This is a genomic window from Neorhizobium fuzhouense (genome assembly GCF_042611105.1).
Classification (GTDB): domain Bacteria; phylum Pseudomonadota; class Alphaproteobacteria; order Rhizobiales; family Rhizobiaceae; genus Neorhizobium; species Neorhizobium galegae_A.
This window is the reverse complement of sequence record NZ_JBHFFP010000005.1, coordinates 128,687-144,969: the sequence shown is the minus strand read 5'-3', so window position 1 is coordinate 144,969 and position 16,283 is coordinate 128,687. Positions and strand designations below refer to the sequence as shown.

Annotated in this window: 16 protein-coding genes and 1 tRNA gene; 6 read left to right on the top strand and 11 right to left on the bottom strand. The window is 62.0% G+C overall.

Translation table 11 applies throughout. The features are described 5' to 3' along the window. Nucleotides 1–66: 66 nt before the first annotated feature. From ACEXP3_RS11025 to tesB, 6 genes are all read right to left on the bottom strand, one after another. Nucleotides 67–711 (bottom strand): outer membrane lipoprotein carrier protein LolA, encoded by a 645-nt coding sequence (locus ACEXP3_RS11025; RefSeq protein WP_210105923.1) that lies wholly within the window; start codon nucleotides 709–711, stop codon nucleotides 67–69. A gap of 62 nt (nucleotides 712–773) precedes the next feature. Next, the gene (locus tag ACEXP3_RS11020; protein WP_377297482.1) at nucleotides 774–3,443 is read right to left on the bottom strand and encodes an FtsK/SpoIIIE family DNA translocase; all 2,670 of its coding nucleotides are present in this window, start codon (nucleotides 3,441–3,443) and stop codon (nucleotides 774–776) included. 332 nt (nucleotides 3,444–3,775) lie between these two features. After that, nucleotides 3,776–4,024, bottom strand: a complete 249-nt coding sequence (locus tag ACEXP3_RS11015; RefSeq protein WP_377297307.1) for a hypothetical protein — start codon at nucleotides 4,022–4,024, stop codon at nucleotides 3,776–3,778. A 324-nt stretch (nucleotides 4,025–4,348) separates the two neighbouring features. After that, on the bottom strand, nucleotides 4,349–5,752 hold the full coding sequence (locus ACEXP3_RS11010; protein WP_377297306.1) for an ammonium transporter: 1,404 nt from the start codon (nucleotides 5,750–5,752) through the stop codon (nucleotides 4,349–4,351). Between the two features lie 27 nt (nucleotides 5,753–5,779). Then, nucleotides 5,780–6,130: a P-II family nitrogen regulator gene (locus tag ACEXP3_RS11005; RefSeq protein ID WP_210105925.1), complete on the bottom strand. Its 351-nt coding sequence runs from the start codon at nucleotides 6,128–6,130 to the stop codon at nucleotides 5,780–5,782. 211 nt (nucleotides 6,131–6,341) lie between these two features. Further along, nucleotides 6,342–7,226, bottom strand: a complete 885-nt coding sequence (gene tesB, locus ACEXP3_RS11000; RefSeq protein ID WP_377297305.1) for an acyl-CoA thioesterase II — start codon at nucleotides 7,224–7,226, stop codon at nucleotides 6,342–6,344. Between the two features lie 86 nt (nucleotides 7,227–7,312). On the opposite strand from tesB, the gene ACEXP3_RS10995 reads away from it, so the two are divergent. Then, on the top strand, nucleotides 7,313–8,527 hold the full coding sequence (locus ACEXP3_RS10995; RefSeq protein ID WP_377297304.1) for a ubiquinone biosynthesis hydroxylase: 1,215 nt from the start codon (nucleotides 7,313–7,315) through the stop codon (nucleotides 8,525–8,527). A 25-nt stretch (nucleotides 8,528–8,552) separates the two neighbouring features. Here the strand turns inward: ACEXP3_RS10995 and ACEXP3_RS10990 are convergent, their stop codons facing one another. The 4 genes from ACEXP3_RS10990 to ACEXP3_RS10975 form a co-directional block, all read right to left on the bottom strand. After that, entirely contained in the window at nucleotides 8,553–8,741 is a 189-nt protein-coding gene (locus ACEXP3_RS10990) for a Trm112 family protein (RefSeq protein ID WP_210105927.1), read from the bottom strand. Between the two features lie 8 nt (nucleotides 8,742–8,749). Beyond that, complete coding sequence (locus ACEXP3_RS10985) at nucleotides 8,750–9,418, bottom strand: LON peptidase substrate-binding domain-containing protein (RefSeq protein WP_377297481.1); 669 nt, start codon at nucleotides 9,416–9,418, stop codon at nucleotides 8,750–8,752. Nucleotides 9,419–9,548: 130 nt separating this feature from the next. Beyond that, nucleotides 9,549–10,529 carry a thioredoxin gene (gene trxA / locus ACEXP3_RS10980; RefSeq protein ID WP_377297303.1) on the bottom strand — a complete coding sequence of 327 codons (981 nt, stop codon included), beginning with the start codon at nucleotides 10,527–10,529 and terminating at the stop codon, nucleotides 9,549–9,551. A 62-nt stretch (nucleotides 10,530–10,591) separates the two neighbouring features. Then, entirely contained in the window at nucleotides 10,592–11,113 is a 522-nt protein-coding gene (locus ACEXP3_RS10975) for a prolyl-tRNA synthetase associated domain-containing protein (protein WP_377297302.1), read from the bottom strand. 350 nt (nucleotides 11,114–11,463) lie between these two features. On the opposite strand from ACEXP3_RS10975, the gene ACEXP3_RS10970 reads away from it, so the two are divergent. Beyond that, nucleotides 11,464–11,538 (top strand) — tRNA-Gly (locus tag ACEXP3_RS10970). Between the two features lie 145 nt (nucleotides 11,539–11,683). On the opposite strand, the gene ACEXP3_RS10965 is transcribed toward ACEXP3_RS10970, so the two are convergent. Then, nucleotides 11,684–12,799, bottom strand: coding sequence for a citrate synthase/methylcitrate synthase (locus ACEXP3_RS10965; RefSeq protein ID WP_377297301.1), 1,116 nt, complete (start codon nucleotides 12,797–12,799; stop codon nucleotides 11,684–11,686). 104 nt (nucleotides 12,800–12,903) lie between these two features. On the opposite strand from ACEXP3_RS10965, the gene ACEXP3_RS10960 reads away from it, so the two are divergent. From ACEXP3_RS10960 to ACEXP3_RS10945, 4 genes are all read left to right on the top strand, one after another. Further along, a complete protein-coding gene (locus ACEXP3_RS10960) occupies nucleotides 12,904–14,094 on the top strand; it encodes a citrate synthase (protein WP_377297300.1) in 1,191 nt (396 codons plus the stop codon). 74 nt (nucleotides 14,095–14,168) lie between these two features. Further along, a complete protein-coding gene (locus ACEXP3_RS10955; protein ID WP_377297299.1) occupies nucleotides 14,169–14,720 on the top strand; it encodes a sigma-70 family RNA polymerase sigma factor in 552 nt (183 codons plus the stop codon). After that, nucleotides 14,707–15,480, top strand: a complete 774-nt coding sequence (locus tag ACEXP3_RS10950) for an anti-sigma factor family protein (RefSeq protein WP_377297298.1) — start codon at nucleotides 14,707–14,709, stop codon at nucleotides 15,478–15,480. Before ACEXP3_RS10955 ends, ACEXP3_RS10950 begins: the two co-directional genes overlap by 14 nt. A gap of 20 nt (nucleotides 15,481–15,500) precedes the next feature. Then, nucleotides 15,501–16,211, top strand: a complete 711-nt coding sequence (locus ACEXP3_RS10945) for a Bax inhibitor-1/YccA family protein (protein WP_377297297.1) — start codon at nucleotides 15,501–15,503, stop codon at nucleotides 16,209–16,211. Nucleotides 16,212–16,283: the final 72 nt, after the last annotated feature.

Genomic DNA, 16,283 nt, shown 5'->3' with positions numbered 1-16,283 from the left:
TGATGCGTCGAGGTTTAGGCCGGTTTACCGGTCAAGAGCAAGGGCGCAGACGTGGCAGCGGTCGCCTTACAGCTTGTGCACTTCGTTATAGGGAATGGTGAAAACCTTGTCGTCGAAGCGCACGCCGTTCTGCACATTGTAGATCATGACGGAGGTGTCCTTGTTCTGCAGGTCGGTGATCGTCCACTGGCGCAGATCATAGGTTTTCGGGTCGAACATCATGGTGATCGTGCTGTCGCCGAAAACCGTCTTGTTGCCGAGCACGATGGTGGTGAGGTCCGACTCTTCCTTGACGTTGCGCACCATCTGGTTCGACAGATCGATGCGGTCGGCGAGAAGCAGGCTGAGCGGCGTCTTCGACAGCGGATAAAGATCCCAGGTCTTCAGTTTCAGATTGCCGACAACGACATTGTTGCCATCGGCGATGACACGGATCGGCGAGGGATCCTCAAAATTGAAGCGAAGCTTGCCCGGACGCTCGATGAAGAATTTTCCGCCGGTCTGTTCGCCGCGCGGGCCGAACTGCGCAAACTCGCCCATCATCGTCTTTACGGAGGAAAAGTGATCGGCAATCTTCTGGGCGGCATCGGACGGGGCCGAGCCCTGCGCAAGGGCCGGCACGCCCGCCAGGCCACCGGCTGCCAGCGCGCCAAGGCCCAGCATCATGTGGCGGCGGCTGAGAGCGGCGGAAGCGGTGATACGGGTCGTCATGGGTTCAAATCTCCTTCGGGCCTGTAATGGCGGGAAAACGCGGCGGCTTCGTGGCCTTCGCTTCACCGCTCAATGATATCGGCCTCTGTCGGCACAAGGATTTCGCGTTTGCCGGCATGGTTGGCGGGACCGATCAGCCCCTCCTGCTCCATGCGCTCGATGAGCGAGGCGGCACGGTTATAGCCGATGCCGAGCCGGCGCTGGATATAGGATGTCGAGGCTTTGCCGTCCCTCAGAACGATTGCCACCGCCTGATCGTAAGGGTCGTCCGAATCCGACAGGTTGCCGGTGCCGGCCGGACCACCGCTATCGCCATCCTCGTCATCATCGGCGGTGATGGCATCGAGATATTGCGGCGCGCCTTGCGTCTTCAGGTAGGCGACGATTTCTTCCACCTCGGTGTCGGATACGAAGGGACCGTGGACGCGCTGGATGCGGCCGCCACCGGCCATGTAGAGCATATCGCCCATGCCAAGCAGCTGTTCAGCGCCCTGCTCGCCCAGAATCGTGCGGCTGTCGATCTTCGAGGTGACCTGGAAGGATATGCGGGTGGGGAAATTCGCCTTGATCGTGCCGGTGATGACGTCGACGGAAGGGCGCTGGGTCGCCATGATCACATGGATGCCGGCCGCACGCGCCATCTGCGCCAGGCGCTGCACGGCGCCTTCGATATCCTTGCCGGCCACCATCATCAGGTCGGCCATTTCGTCGATGATGACGACGATATAGGGGATCGGCTTCAGGTCGAATTCCTCGGTCTCGTACATGGCTTCGCCCGTCTGGCGGTCAAAGCCCGTCTGCACCGTGCGCGTCAGCACCTCGCCCTTGGCGATGGCCTGCTCGACACGGCTGTTGAAACCATCAATGTTGCGAACGCCGATCTTCGACATCTTCTTGTAGCGTTCCTCCATCTCGCGCACGGTCCACTTCAGCGCCACGACAGCCTTCTTGGGGTCCGTGACGACCGGGGACAGGAGATGCGGAATGCCGTCATAGACGGAAAGTTCCAGCATTTTCGGATCGATCATGATCAGACGGCATTTTTCCGGCGACAACCGATAAAGCAGCGACAGGATCATCGTGTTGATGGCAACCGACTTGCCAGACCCGGTGGTGCCGGCGACCAGCAGATGCGGCATCTTGGCGAGATCGGCAATGACCGGCTCGCCGCCGATCGTCTTGCCGAGCGCCATGGCAAGCTTTGCCTTGCTCGTATCGAAATCGCCGCTGCCGATGAGTTCGCGCAGGAAAACGGTTTCGCGCGTCTGGTTGGGCAGTTCGATGCCGATGGCGTTGCGGCCGGGAACGACGGCGACGCGGGCGGCAATGGCGCTCATCGAGCGGGCGATATCATCGGCAAGGCCGATGACGCGCGACGACTTGATGCCCGGCGCCGGCTCCAGCTCATAGAGCGTCACGACCGGACCGGGGCGCACATGGATGATCTCGCCCTTGACGCCAAAATCCTCCAACACGCCTTCCAGCATGCGGGCATTCTGCTCCAGCGCATCGGCAGACAGCGTGCTGTCGCGCACGGCATGGCGCGGCTCAGTCAGAAGATGCACGGATGGCAGCTGGAAGCCGCCATCGTCGATGAAAGAGGATTGCGCCTCGCGCGCCACGCGGGCGCCGGGGCGTGGTGGTGCCGCGGCCGGCACGACACGCCCGGCAACCCTGGCGCCTGTCGGATGCGAGGGCCTGCGGGCGGAATTGAACATCGGCTCATCGTCATCATCCGGCAGGATGCCGGCGGGACGGACCATGTCGTCATCCTCGTCCTCGTCTTCATCGTCTTCGACCGACAGGGGCGGCGGTGAAATGCGGCGGCGCGCCGCCATGAGGTCCGACATCGGGCTTTCGAGCGAAGGTTCGAGGCGGCCGCCGGCCGTGGGCTTGGCGCGCACGGGCTCGTTCAGCTTGCCGAATTCGTCCTCGTTGAAATCATAAGGCTCGTCAAAGCGTGACGCACCCTGGCGGGCGGGAGGCTTGATATGCAGCAGGCGGCGCAGGCGCGCCTGGGTGATGTACCAGGTATGCGCAAGGGCGCCAAAGGCGAGAAAGCCGGCAAAGCCGCCTTCATCATCCTCGTCATCGACATCCGCGGCCTTGCGACGCGGGGCGGCAGGGACCTCTTCCTCATCCTCCTCGTCAAGCTCCTGACGCCCGATGAGGCCGGCGGAAAACAACAGGAAGCCGACCGCAGGAATGGCAAAGACACATCCGAGGATGGTGGCGGCGATGCCGGTCGGATAGGCGCCGACAAAAAGCGCCGGAAACCGCAGGATCATATCGCCGATGACGCCGCCAATACCGTTGGGGATCGGCCAGGTTTCGGGTGCCGGAAAACAGCCGAGCGAGGCTGACGCCAGAACCATGCCAGCCAGCCAGGAACCGAGGCGTGCCGGAATGCGCCGGATCGAGCGTCCCGAGATGAGCGCAAGCGCCCAAGCAAGCACCGGCAAAAGCGCAAGCACGCTGGCAAGGCCAAGGAATTGCAGCATCAGATCTGCAAAGACGGCGCCGGGAAAACCGAGCAGATTTTTCGGCGGCATGTCCGTCGCGTAGGATAGGCTTGGATCGGCAACATTCCATGTGGCAAGCGCTGCCACGGCCAGTGCCAGCGCGAAAAACAGCGCAAAGCCGGACAATGCCAGCACCTGTCGCAGGACGAAGGCTGCGAGGGCGTGGCGAGTGGAGTTTGGCGCCATCGCTGCCGAAGTGCTTCTGCCCATAGTCATTCAGCCCGAACTTCCCGTTGACGCAAGGACAAGCGCGCACAGCCATGGCAGGCAGCACACGTTCCATTGAGCCGATAGATTAGACAAGCTTGGTTAACGCGGCTTTAACCAAGCAAACGGGATTGCGCTGAAACCAGCGGCCCGTCCGATCCGTGCCGTGGACCCGTCGGCTGCCAGCATGCAGATGGAGGAGAAAAGCGTCTCGATCCCGGTGATCACCTCGGTGAACAGGAAGCCGGACAACGTGATGTGTTGGTTATAAGGTGACTAACGCTCCGAACGATGCGAGTAATCCACCGCATCTGACGCTCGGGATATGCCAGCATTTAGCCTGCGCGGGGAGCGGTGGCGCTCACGTCCAGGCCAAGAGCACGCTGAGCTTGCGCATTGCGTTCGTCCGTATCGGCCAGCCGGTATCCGCGGGACAACAGCCTTGCGGTATAGATCCGGTTGTAGAGGCTGCCCCAAACGGCACCCACCGCGAGCCACCCGAGCGGCAGGCCAAAAGGCCCAAGGGCAAGAGCCGCCAGCAAGGCAACAGTACCGCCCAGAGCGCAAATGCCAACCCCGTTCACGACATCGCCTCTGACAATGGCAGGCAAGCCCCCGAGGACCAAGCTGGCCCAGCTGAACCCATAAAAACCGGTGCGTGGCAGGCCACTCCTTGCGTGCATCAACTGAATAGTTGTAGTCAACGCGCTCTCCAACTTAAACTGACACCGCAGAAATATAGCCTCCCATTGGCTCAATACACTAGCAAGGATTATACTTCAAGTTAAAATAAATTACTATTCTGTTACAAAAAAAGAATTAGAATTAACACTATTACCACAAACTAAAAAGCCCGGAAAATTCCGGGCTTTCTATATGTTGATTCGCTAAAGTGCGTAACGCTTACCTTAGGAGTGGTAAGCCGCTTCGCCATGCGAGGCCAGATCGAGACCTTCGCGTTCGGCTTCGACGGTTGCGCGCAGGCCGACAATAACATCCACCACCTTGTAGAGGATGAGCGAGCCTATACCCGACCACAGAACCGTGACGACAACGCCCTTCAGCTGCGCCAGAACCTGCGTGGCCGTGCCGGCATAAGAGGCTGCGAAGTCGGCCGTGGAGTAATCCACAACACCTGCACCGCCCAGAGCCGGGTTGACGAAGACGCCCGTCAGGATGGCACCGATGATGCCGCCGACGCCATGGACGCCGAACACGTCTGCCGTGTCGTCATAACCGAACTTGTTCTTCACCGTCGAAACGAAGAAGTAGCAGATCGGCGAAACGACGAGACCCATGACGATGGCGCCGATCGGGCCGACGAAACCGGCAGCAGGCGTGATGACGACGAGGCCGGCAACGGCACCGGAGGCAGCGCCCAGCATCGAGGCCTTGCCGCGGGTGAAGCTCTCGATGATCGACCAGGACACGATGGCAGCCGCCGTCGCAACGAAGGTGTTGATCATGGCAAGCGCTGCATAGGCGTTGGATTCCAGGTTGGAACCGGCGTTGAAGCCGAACCAGCCAACCCACAGCAGCGAAGCGCCAACCATGGTAAGCGTCATGGAATGCGGAGCCATCATGTCCTTGCCGTAGCCCGTGCGCTTACCGACGAGGATGGCGCCGACGAGACCAGCAATACCTGCATTGATGTGAACAACGGTGCCGCCTGCAAAATCAAGCGCGCCAAAACCATAGATCAGGCCGGACGGGCTGGTGTAGGAGCTGGGGCCGCCCCAGAACCAGACCATGTGCGCCATCGGGAAGTAAACGAAGGTCAACCACAGGATGGTGAAGAGGATGACGGCGGAGAACTTGATACGCTCGGCGAATGCACCGACGATCAGCGCCGGCGTGATGGCGGCGAAGGTCATCTGGAAGCAGACGAAGGCCAGCTCAGGAATGGCAACGCCCTTGGTGAAGGTTTCCGCCAGGCTCGTCGTGCTGACGCCGGCCAGGAACATCTTGGAGAAGCCACCGACGAAGCTGTTGATCGCGCCGCCGTCCGTAAAGGCCAGCGAATAGCCGTACGCCACCCAGAGCAGCATCGCCACAGCCGCGATCATCATGACCTGCATGAGAACCGACAGCATGTTCTTGGTGCGCACCAGGCCGCCGTAGAACAGGGCCAGACCCGGCACGATCATCAGGAGGACGAGGATGGACGAAACCAGCATCCAGCTTGTGTCGCCCTTATCGACGGTCATGGCAGGCGCAGCAGCATCCTGCGCAAAAGCGATCGCCGGCGCAAACAGCGCAACCGACGCTGCCGCAAGGCGCGCTGGGATGGAATTGAGTTTGGAAAATGACATTGCAGATGACTCCCCTGATCAGCCGTCTTAGAGCGCTTCAGTGTTGGTTTCGCCGGTACGGATGCGCACGGCCTGCTCGATGGAATAAACGAAGATCTTGCCGTCGCCGATCTGACCGGTCTTTGCAGACGACGCGATGGCTTCGACGGCCTTTTCGACCAGTTCGGAGGCAACCGCGATTTCGATCTTCAGTTTGGGCAGGAAGCTGACAGCATATTCCGTGCCACGATAGATTTCGGTGTGCCCCTTCTGGCGCCCGTAACCCTTGACCTCGGTCACGGTCAGGCCCTGAATGCCGACAGCCGTGAGGGCTTCACGCACCTCGTCCAGCTTGAATGGCTTGATAATGGCCATCACGATTTTCATGTGGTTTCCCATCCTTTGTTATCTCGGCGCGGAGCCGGTTCTCCAGGCCGCTGACGGATCTGTGAGCAGCGACTGAACCTCTACATTCAATCGCCGTGCCAGATTCTCGCCACAAATTAACCCATTGAATTTTATAGTAAATTTAAAAATTTCACAGAAGGGATGCATTTGAACGCCAAATAGGCGCTCATTTACACAGCAAATTATTCAAATTGCATAAAATTTAATCACTTGCCCGTTTGCGAATCAGACCTTCCTGCGCAACCGAGGCCACAAGCGTACCGGAACGGGTGTAAAGCCCGCCGCGGGTCATTCCGCGCGCACCTGAAGCGCTGGGGCTGTCCTGGCTGTAGAGCAGCCAGTCGTCGAGCGCGAAGGGGCGGTGAAACCACATGGCATGGTCGAGGCTTGCCGCCTGGATGGACGGATCGAAAATCGTCGTGCCATGGGCATAGAGCGAGGTATCGAGAAGCGTCATGTCGGAAAGATAGGCAAGAATGGCCGCGCGGTAATCCCGGTCGTCGGGCACCGGGCCGGTGGCGCGCACCCACATGTGCTGCTCGGGCTTCAGCTTCTCGTTCGACACGTAATGGACAAGCGACACGGGACGGATCTCCACCGGGCGCTTGCGCCCCCAATAGCGCTTCACCATCTCCGGCGCCTTGGCCAGAAACACGGACTGAAACTCCTCCTCCGACATCAGATCTTCAGGCTGCTTGATGGCCGGCATGGCCGCCTGGTGATCGTAGCCGGGCTCTTCGATCTGCGCCGAGACGGACATCGCGAAAATGGCGCGACCGTGCTGGATGCCGGTGACGCGGCGCGTGGTAAAACTTGCGCCGTCGCGCAGACGCTCCACCTGGTAGACGATCGGCACCTTAGGGTCGCCGGGCAACAGGAAATAGCCGTGCAAGGAGTGGACGAACCTGTCCATCGGCAGCGTGCGCTGCGCCGCCATCAGCGCCTGGGCAATCACCTGCCCGCCGAACACCCGCTGCCAGCCGATCTGCGGGCTTTCTCCCCGAAACAGGTTCTCCTCCAGCCGTTCAAGATCCAGCGTTTCGAGGAGTTGATCCATGGCGGAGCGCTGTTCCGGGGCCTGCGGCATTTTTAACGGTCTCCAGCGGTAGGAAGCGATTGCCCGATGATCTATATGTCAGGCAGTGCATTCTCAAGTACGGCAGGAGCAAAGCGATGCTGGATATGCTGATCGTAGGCGGCGGATATGTCGGCCTTTCCGTTGCAGTGGCAACCAAACAGGCAGCACCGCACCTGTCCGTCAAGGTCATCGAGGCGGCACCGGAGCATGTCTGGGAGAAGGACGAGCGCGCCTCCGCCATCATTGCGGCGGCAAGCCGCATGCTCGGCGTTCTCGGCCTCTGGGATGAGATTGCCGTCGATGCGCAGCCGATCACCCGGATGATCGTGACGGATTCGCGCACGGCAGATCCGGTGCGTCCTGTCTTCCTCACCTTCGACGGCGATGTGGAGGAAGGCCAGCCGTTTGCCCATATGGTGCCGAACGTCGCCATGGTGCGGGCGCTGCGCGGCGCCTGCGAACGTCTCGGCATCCCGATTCGCCACGGCGTCTCGGCGACCGGATTTTCCGCGGGCCCCCATGCCGCTACATTGACCCTCTCCAGTGGCGAGACGCTGGAGAGCCGCCTGGTTGTCGCCTGCGACGGTGTGCGCTCAAAACTGCGCGACATGGCCGGCATCAAGACCGTGCGCTGGGATTATGACCAGTCGGGCATCGTGACGACGGTCGAGCACGAGCGCCCGCACGACGGATGCGCCGAGGAACATTTCCTGCCGCCGGGCCCGTTTGCCATCCTGCCGCTCAAGGGCAATCGTTCGTCGCTGGTGTGGACGGAGCGGACGGCCGACGCCGACCGGCTGGTCGCCTCCGACGACCTGATCTTCGAGGAGGAACTGCAGCGCCGCTTCGGCTACAAGCTCGGCGCACTGACGGTCGTTGGCAGCAAGAAGGCGTTTCCGCTGGGGCTGACCCTGTCGCGCGCCTTCGTTGCACCGCGGCTGGCGCTGGCCGGTGACGCCGCCCACGGCATCCACCCGATTTCCGGCCAGGGCCTCAATCTTGGTTTCAAGGATGTGGCAGCGCTTGCCGAAACCGTGGTCGAGGCCGACCGGCTCGGCCTCGATATCGGCGCGCTCAACATTCTGGAGCGCTATCAGGCCTGGCGCCGGTTCGACACCTTCCGCATGGGGGTGACGACGGATGTGCTGAACCGGCTGTTTTCAAATGATGTCGCGCCGATCCGCATCGCGCGCGATTTCGGGCTCGGCGTGGTGGAACGCCTGCCGAAACTGAAATCCTTCTTCATCGGGGAAGCGGCCGGCACGAAGGCGAAAAATGCCCCGCGCCTTCTTCAGGGCGAAACCATCTGAGGTTTGCCCGGGCCCGCAGGAGCGATCAGTCCTCGATCTTGCGGGCTTCCGATATCAGCATGATGGGAATGCCGTCGCGGATCGGATAGGCAAGACGCGCCTTTTCCGAGATCAACTCGTTCGTTTCGCGATTGAGCGACAATCTGGTCTTGCCGAGCGGACATACCAGAAGCTCCAGCAGCTTGGGATCGACCTTGGCGAGTTTCTCGTCCATCACAAACCCTACTGGAGAACCGTGTCGCTGTCGCCGAAATCGCGCGCCAGCAGGATTTCAGTGATGGCCACCAGCGTCTCGGCCCGCGTCTTCAAGTCCGGCGCCTCCAGCAGGGCCTGCTTTTCCGGCGCACCAAACGGCGACATCATCGACAGCGAATTGACCAGCATGCGGTTGCCCGCCCGCTCGACACTGTCCCAATCCGCCTCCAGCTGGTTTGCATCCAGATAGGCCCGAAAAACCCGCAAAAGCTCCTCGCGATTGACCGCGGCCTCGCCATCCTCTTCAGACAGATCGCTCATGAAGGGCATGATCTGGAAGGTCCGGAACGGATGCCCCTCGCCCACCTCCTCCGCCAGCCGCACACGGCAGACGCCGGCAAGCGAAACGATGTAGCGGCCATCGCCGGTTTCGGCAAAGGAGGTGATGCGGCCGAGGCATCCGACGGTGCTGAGCGCCGGGCGCAGGCTGTCCGGCGCTTCGCCCATGGCAGGCTGCACCATCGCAACGAGCCGGTCGCCAGCCATCGCCGCATCGAACAGGGCGAGATAACGCGGTTCGAAAATATTGAGCGGCAACTGGCCGCCCGGCAGAAGCAGCGCGCCCGTCAACGGAAAGACCGGCACGGTCTGCGGCAGGTCCTCACGCTTTACATATCTCGCATTGCCGACATGCATGGCCATCCTCCACCTTCGACGCTGCCGAACGGCAGGTCAGGTCTGATATGTGGTCTTGCACCCGGTTTCACAAGACGGGCCGGTTCAAGCCGCTGGCCAAACCAGGCGGCAAGACCATCCGACATCAACCTCAGGAAAACAGGATGGACGACATGCGACGGCGGGCGGCAATGGTTGCCGGATCCTTCGGGCCCCAGGCTTCGAAGAACTGCAGCAGCTGGCGGCGGGCGCCATCATCATCGAAGGTGCGGTCCTTCCTCATGATCAGCAGCAGGTGTTCGGCGGCTTCGTCGCGCTTGCCTTCCACATTGCGGATCTTGGCAAGCTTCACACGCGCCTCGTGGTGATCCGGATGAAGCGACAGCTCATGCTCGAGGGCAACGGGATCGCCAAGCTTGCGGGCCTCCTCGATCTGGCCGAGCTTCAGGGCAACGGCCTGGATCGGCGCCTGCGAGGAGAGCTCCGGCGGCAGCGATGCCAGCATCTGGCTGACCCGCGCCACCTCGCCCAGTGCCAGCAGGCATTCCATCATGCCGGCAGCGGCCCTGGCATTTTCCGGATCGGCTTGCAGAACGGCCGCAAACAGTTGGGCTGCGCCATCGAGATCGCCCGTGTCGAACAGGCCCTGTGCCTCCTCGAGCGCCGCTTCCAGTTCTGCCGCCTGATCGGCACCGGCCGGTCCCCCGATCTTGTCGATGAACTGGCGGATCTGGCTTTCCGGCACGGCCCCCATGAAACCGTCGACCGGACGACCATTGACGAAGGCTATGACCGCCGGGATCGACTGGATGCCGAGCTGGCCGGGAATGGAGGGATGATCATCAATATTGAGCTTGACGAGCTTGACCCGACCCTGCCCCTCGTTGACGACTTTTTCGAGCGCCGGCGCCAGCTGCTTGCAGGGCCCGCACCATGGCGCCCAGAAATCCACCAGAACCGGCTGATGGCGCGATTCCTCCAGCACATCCTTGGTGAAGGCAGCCGTCGTCGTGTCCTTGACGAAACCGCCAGCCGGCCGGGATGCGGCAGCGGGCTGGGCGCCAAAGCTCATCGTGCCGCTCATCTGGTTCCCGTAGGAGCCGCCGTAGGGGTTGTTCGTGCCACTGCTCATGGATAAGTCTCCCGGAACTGCCTGTGCGGCTTCAATGGCCGCCTTGTGCTACAAATCGTATGTCAGCCGGTGACTTTCAAGACAAGCGGCTGATGGCCGGTCGCCTCAAGAAAGCGGACAAGATCGTCGCGTCCGATCGAGGTCGTGGCATCATTGGAGAGGGGGTGGCCGTTGATGATGTCATGGGCCATCAGATCCTCATCGAGAACGAAAGTCACCTTGTGCCCGGTGTCGTTGATGGCTCCGAAGACGGTGACGGAGCCTGGAATGACACCGAGATATTCCAGCATCTTTTCCGGGCTGCCGAACGAGACGCGGCTTGAGGCGCCGATGAGCTTGTGGACGGTCTTCAGGTCCACCACGGCATTTTCCTCGACGGTCAGCACGAAGAACTGGTCCTTCTTGTCCTTCACGAAGAGGTTCTTCGTATGCCCGCCGGGAATTTCGTCACGCAGGCTTTCCGATTCGGCAACCGTGAACACCGGCGCGTGCGATTTCGTCGTGTGCGCGATGCCGAGGTTATCAAGAAAACGGAAAAGATCTTCGGCCGTCTTCGGCACCGGGGCTGTCGCACTGTCTGTCATGGTGAAGGTCTGCAGTCTTTCTGAAGGGGAACAAGCGATGGCGAACGGACGCATCCGGCCGCCGGCTGGACTATGGCGGCAGAGCCTTATCCTCACAAGCCGGGTGGCTGCAATTCCTGCCCGGATCGGACAGCGGAACGGAAGCGTTTTGTCAGCACCAGGCGACAGTCGCCACAGAACCTTCTTAAAAATATGTTTCGCGTCAGATACTTAATCGCGAAATCGAAATTTTTTCCGTTTCCCGTCATTTCCCTGTTGCATTCAAAAATCACTTGGGCCATATAGCCCCCGTCGCCGCAAGCGAGCGACACGCCGGCCCAGCGAACTACCCCGGGTCGCGTGATTGATGAGCGGGCGTAGCTCAGGGGTAGAGCACAACCTTGCCAAGGTTGGGGTCGAGGGTTCGAATCCCTTCGCCCGCTCCAATTTTCTCTTACAGAAAATTGATGGTCAGGCCGAGGACATTTCCTCGGTTTAGGACTTTATGTCGCTTCAGAAATCCCACATATTTCGTCCCATCGCGGATGCGTTTTGGCATCCGCTCCGGAGAGACTTCAGGAAGACTGCATGTCAGGCCTTGGCCTTCGGCATCGGCCCGACATAGCGCGATTGCGGACGAATGAGCCGGCCGGTTTGCTCCTGCTCCAGCACATGCGCCGTCCAGCCCGCCATGCGGCCGGCGGCAAAGACATTGGTAAAGCTGTCGCGCGGAAAGCCAACCGCCTCCAGAACGAGCGCCGTGTAAAACTCGACATTGGTCTGCAGCGGCCGCAGCGGCTTCTTCTCCTGCAGCAGAGCAAGCGCAGCCGTCTCCACCTGCTCGGCAAAACGGATGCGGCCATTGCCATCCTTCAGCCTGGCGACGGCCCCCTTCAGCACATCGGCCCGCGGGTCGCGCACGCGGTAGATGCGGTGGCCAAAGCCCATCAGGCGTTCGCCGCGCGCTAACGCATCGGAAAGCCAGCTCTCGATGCGGGAAGCGTCACCGATGGCATCCAGCATGTCGAGGACCGGCCCCGGTGCTCCGCCATGCAGCGGACCCTTCAAGGCACACAGCGCCCCGACAACGGACGAGAAAAGCCCCGCCTTCGTGGAGGCAATGACGCGTGCGGTAAAGGTGGAGGCGTTGAGGCCGTGATCGGCAACCGTCACAAGATAGGTATCGAGCGCCTTGACCTTGTCCGGCTCGGCCTGCGCGCCCTTCAGCATGCGCAGGAAATCTTCCGCCTGGGACAGCGCTGCATCCGGCTCCACCGGGGAAAGCCCCTGGCCGCCACGGGCAATGGCAGCGGCAAAGACCGGAACGGCGGCAACGGCAAGCACCGGATGGGCTGTGGTTTCCTCATCCGGCAGGGCTGCGAGCAGAAGCCGCAACGCCTCCACCGGCGAAAGGCCCGATAGCGCCGACAGGAGCGGCTGCATCAGGGCAAACGCCCGACCACGCGCAGCGCCGAGCGCATGTTTGATATCCGCCGCGCTCAAGACCTCCGGCGTCAGATCCCGCCAGAGCAGCGCAAGCGCTTCCTCGAACGTCCAGTCGGCCATCTCCTGCAGATGATAGCCGCGCAGGATCAGTTCGCCGGCGACACCATCCACATGGCTGAGGCGCGTTTCGGCGGCAATCACATCATCAAGACCGGGTGCCTGCGATGCGGTGGCGAGTACGGGAGTGCTGGGATGGCTCATGGCATTTCCTCTTTGTCGGATTGTTGTTGTCAATTCCGCTTGAGGATGTTGCAGTGCATATATATCGTCAATCTTGATTCATCTAATCAATGTGAACCTTGCCGATGAGCCTGCGCGACAAATTCATGACTGCAGAAGCCGCTGCTGCCGCACTGGAGATCAGCCGGCCGACGCTTTACGCCTATGTCAGCCGCGGCCTGATCCAGACGAGCGACGCGGGAGACGATCCGCGCCGCAGACTGTACAGCGCCCACGACGTGGAGGAGTTGAAGAAGCGCAAGGCCGTCGGCCGGCGGCCGCGAGACGTGGCGGCGACGACGCTCGATTGGGGTCTGCCGGTTCTGTCCTCTGCCATCACGCTGATCGACAACGGCGCGCTTCATTATCGCGGTCGCAATGCGCTGCATCTGGCCGACACCGAAAGCCTGGAAGACATTGCCCGCCTGCTGTGGGACTGCGGCGAGGACGACCCGTTCTCTACGGCAAAGGCGACGCCCGAGACCTTTGACGCGCAATTGCTGGCAAAGACGGCAACTCTGCCGCTAACGGAGCGCTGCCAGTCGCTGCTGCCCTTTGTTGCCGTCGGGCGGGCAACGGCCTGGAAGCGCAATCCGCAGCGTCTATGGCCGGGCGCCTGCGCGCTGCTGCGCACCGTGGCCGGCGCCGCTGTCAGCCGGCAGCCGGACAGCCGGCCGATCGACGCGTGTCTGGCAGACGCCTGGGGGCTGGATGACAAGGGCCGTGATATCGTGCGGCGCGCCCTTGTTCTACTGGCCGATCATGAACTCAATGCCTCGGCCTTTGCCGTGCGTGTCGTCGCCTCCACCGGCGCCTCGCTTGGCGCCTGCCTCAATGCCGGCCTGTCGGCACTGAGCGGCCCGCTGCATGGCGGCACCACAAGCCTTGTGGAACTGCTGTTCGATGAGGTGGAGCGCGTCGGCGATGCAGCGACCGTGATCGAAAACCGCCTGCGGCGCGGCGACAGCGTGCCGGGCTTTGACCATCACATCTATCCGGACGGCGATCCGCGTGCGCGCGGACTGCTTCCCCACCTGCCGGAAAATTCAGCACAGGCCGATCTGCTGGCGGTGATGAGCGACATGGATGGCAAGCTGCCGAACTGCGATTTTGCGCTGGTGGCGCTGCGCCGCGCCCTCGGCCTGCCGCAGGGATCGGCGCTGGCGCTCTTTGCCATCAGCCGCACGGCCGGCTGGATTGCCCATGCGCTGGAGCAGGCGCTGGACGACAAGCTGATCCGCCCCCGCGCCCGCTATACAGGCCCGGCCATCGGCTGAACCGGCTGCCGGTAATCAAAAAAAAATTCGCAGCACCGCGGAATAAATCGCACGTCGTCTCCGTATACTGGGGCATGAGCGACAAGAGACACCCCTTCGATGTCCTGAACCAGTTGGCAACGCTTCGCCGCTATGCCCGCTCGCTCGTTCGCAATCCCGACGACGCCGAGGATCTGGTGCATGATGCCCTGGTCAAGGCCTATGAGCGCAAGGCGAGCTTCCGCAACAGTGGAAACCTGCGCAACTGGCTGCTGTCGATCGTCCACAACACGCATATCGACCGCATCCGCGCGCGCCGTTCCAGCGACAATCGCCACAAGGCCGCCGCCGACATCGCCGAGACCGTGCATCATGCCGATCCGGATCAGTCGATCCGGCTGAAGCAGTTGCGGGAAGCCTTCTTTGCCCTCCCGCCGGAACAGCGGGATGCGCTGCATCTCGTCGCTATCGAGGGGCTCTCTTATCAGGATGCAGCGGACGCACTGGCCATTCCCGTCGGCACGCTGATGTCGCGCGTCTCTCGGGCGCGTGCGGCCTTGCGCGCCTTCGAGGAAACCGGCCGACGCCCGGCCGAGGGCGCCAACCATCTCAAACTCATTGAAGGGGGACGCGATGAAACCCGTTGATCCGGTCCAGTCCGCCGATGTGGAAGCCTATGTGGACGACCAGCTGGATGCCGGCCGCCGTATCGAGGTGGAAGCCTATCTTTCGGAAAATCCCGACATCGCAGCACGCGTGATGGCAGACCTTGCCATCAAGGGCGAGCTGCGCCTGGCGCTTGCCGAAGGCCATCGCCATGGCCGGCCGGAGACCCGTGAGGCGGCGCGCCGCCTGCAGGCCGCCCTGTCGCGCGGGCGCATCGTCCACTCCCTGCAGCGGCTTGCGGCAACGGTGGCGCTGGTGGCCGCCGGCTGGGGCCTCAGCAGCCATTTCGGCCCCTTCACCGTGTCGGAAGTGGTCGCCTCCGTGCCGCCGCCCGCCTTCGTGGAGGAAGCCATCCGCGCGCATGGCACGTCGGCACTGCGCCACACCATGCACTCGCAGCAGGAAGCCCCGCGCTTCGACCCGACCGAGATCCGCTCGGCAACCGCCATCGTCATGCCTGACATCCCGAAGGACTGGCAGGTGGAAGACGTGCAGATCTTTCCTTCCGCCTTCGGTCCGAGCGTCGAGATGGCGCTGACCGATGGCGACAAGACGCGCCTGTCGCTGTTTGCCGTGCGGCCCGGCAGCTTTGCCGTGCAGCAGGTGTCCGATGTCACGCAGGATGCCGTCAAGGCCTCCTACTGGCAGATCGGCGAGGTGGCCTATGCGCTGGTCGCCCATGCTGAAAATGCCACCAACCTGCGTGGCGAGGCCGAACGCCTTGCAAAATCGCTTTACTGATCAACCACAGGAGACCCCCGATGAACCCCCGTTTCGGATATAATCCGGCCGTCCAATCCCAGGCCGTCTTCGATGAGGCGCTGCGCAAGCACATGCTGCGCGTCTACAATTACATGGGCCTCGGCCTTGTCATCACCGGCATCGTCGCCTTCGTCGTGTCCTCGACGCCGGCGCTTTACGTGCCGATCTTCTCGACCCCGCTCAAATGGGTGGTGATGCTTGCCCCGCTCGCCTTCGTGTTCTTCTTCTCGTTCAAGATCCAGACCATGTCGGCCTCCACCGCCCAGATCACCTTCTGGGCCTTCTGCGCCGTCATGGGCCTGTCGCTGGCTTCCGTCTTCCTCGTCTTTACCGGCGCCAGCATCGCCCGCACCTTCTTCATCACCGCCACCATGTTCGGCGCCACCAGCCTTTACGGCTATGTGACGAAGCGTGACCTGTCGAAGTTCGGCTCGTTCCTGATGATGGGCCTCATCGGCGTGGTGATCGCCTCGGTGGTCAACATCTTCCTCGGCTCCAGCGCCCTGCAGTTTGCCATATCGATCATCGGCATCTTCGTGTTCATCGGCCTCACCGCCTGGGACACGCAGAACATCAAGGAGCAGTATGCGGAAAACTTTGACCAGGAGAGCCAGCAGAAGCTTGCCGTCTTCGGCGCGCTGTCGCTCTATCTCAACTTCGTCAACATCTTCCAGCTGCTGCTGAGCCTGACCGGCGACCGCGAGGGCTAAGCGTGCCCCGCGGCCGTTGACCGGCACTTCTTTGCCTTCGCCCACCGAATGGCCATGTTCTTGCGGCATGGC

What these genes read in the sequence shown, in the direction of transcription:
- ACEXP3_RS11010 (WP_377297306.1), bottom strand. Translation starts at nt 5,752, where the DNA reads ATGTCATTTTCCAAACTCAATTCCATCCCAGCGCGCCTTGCGGCAGCG.
- tesB (WP_377297305.1), bottom strand. Translation starts at nt 7,226, where the DNA reads ATGCCGCAGGCCCCGGAACAGCGCTCCGCCATGGATCAACTCCTCGAA.
- ACEXP3_RS10955 (WP_377297299.1), top strand. Translation starts at nt 14,169, where the DNA reads ATGAGCGACAAGAGACACCCCTTCGATGTCCTGAACCAGTTGGCAACG.
- ACEXP3_RS10995 (WP_377297304.1), top strand. Translation starts at nt 7,313, where the DNA reads ATGCTGGATATGCTGATCGTAGGCGGCGGATATGTCGGCCTTTCCGTT.
- ACEXP3_RS10960 (WP_377297300.1), top strand. Translation starts at nt 12,904, where the DNA reads ATGAGCCTGCGCGACAAATTCATGACTGCAGAAGCCGCTGCTGCCGCA.
- ACEXP3_RS11025 (WP_210105923.1), bottom strand. Translation starts at nt 711, where the DNA reads ATGACGACCCGTATCACCGCTTCCGCCGCTCTCAGCCGCCGCCACATG.
- ACEXP3_RS10985 (WP_377297481.1), bottom strand. Translation starts at nt 9,418, where the DNA reads ATGCATGTCGGCAATGCGAGATATGTAAAGCGTGAGGACCTGCCGCAG.
- ACEXP3_RS11005 (WP_210105925.1), bottom strand. Translation starts at nt 6,130, where the DNA reads ATGGGAAACCACATGAAAATCGTGATGGCCATTATCAAGCCATTCAAG.
- trxA (WP_377297303.1), bottom strand. Translation starts at nt 10,529, where the DNA reads ATGAGCAGTGGCACGAACAACCCCTACGGCGGCTCCTACGGGAACCAG.
- ACEXP3_RS10990 (WP_210105927.1), bottom strand. Translation starts at nt 8,741, where the DNA reads ATGGACGAGAAACTCGCCAAGGTCGATCCCAAGCTGCTGGAGCTTCTG.
- ACEXP3_RS11020 (WP_377297482.1), bottom strand. Translation starts at nt 3,443, where the DNA reads ATGGGCAGAAGCACTTCGGCAGCGATGGCGCCAAACTCCACTCGCCAC.
- ACEXP3_RS10945 (WP_377297297.1), top strand. Translation starts at nt 15,501, where the DNA reads ATGAACCCCCGTTTCGGATATAATCCGGCCGTCCAATCCCAGGCCGTC.
- ACEXP3_RS10975 (WP_377297302.1), bottom strand. Translation starts at nt 11,113, where the DNA reads ATGACAGACAGTGCGACAGCCCCGGTGCCGAAGACGGCCGAAGATCTT.
- ACEXP3_RS10965 (WP_377297301.1), bottom strand. Translation starts at nt 12,799, where the DNA reads ATGAGCCATCCCAGCACTCCCGTACTCGCCACCGCATCGCAGGCACCC.
- ACEXP3_RS10950 (WP_377297298.1), top strand. Translation starts at nt 14,707, where the DNA reads ATGAAACCCGTTGATCCGGTCCAGTCCGCCGATGTGGAAGCCTATGTG.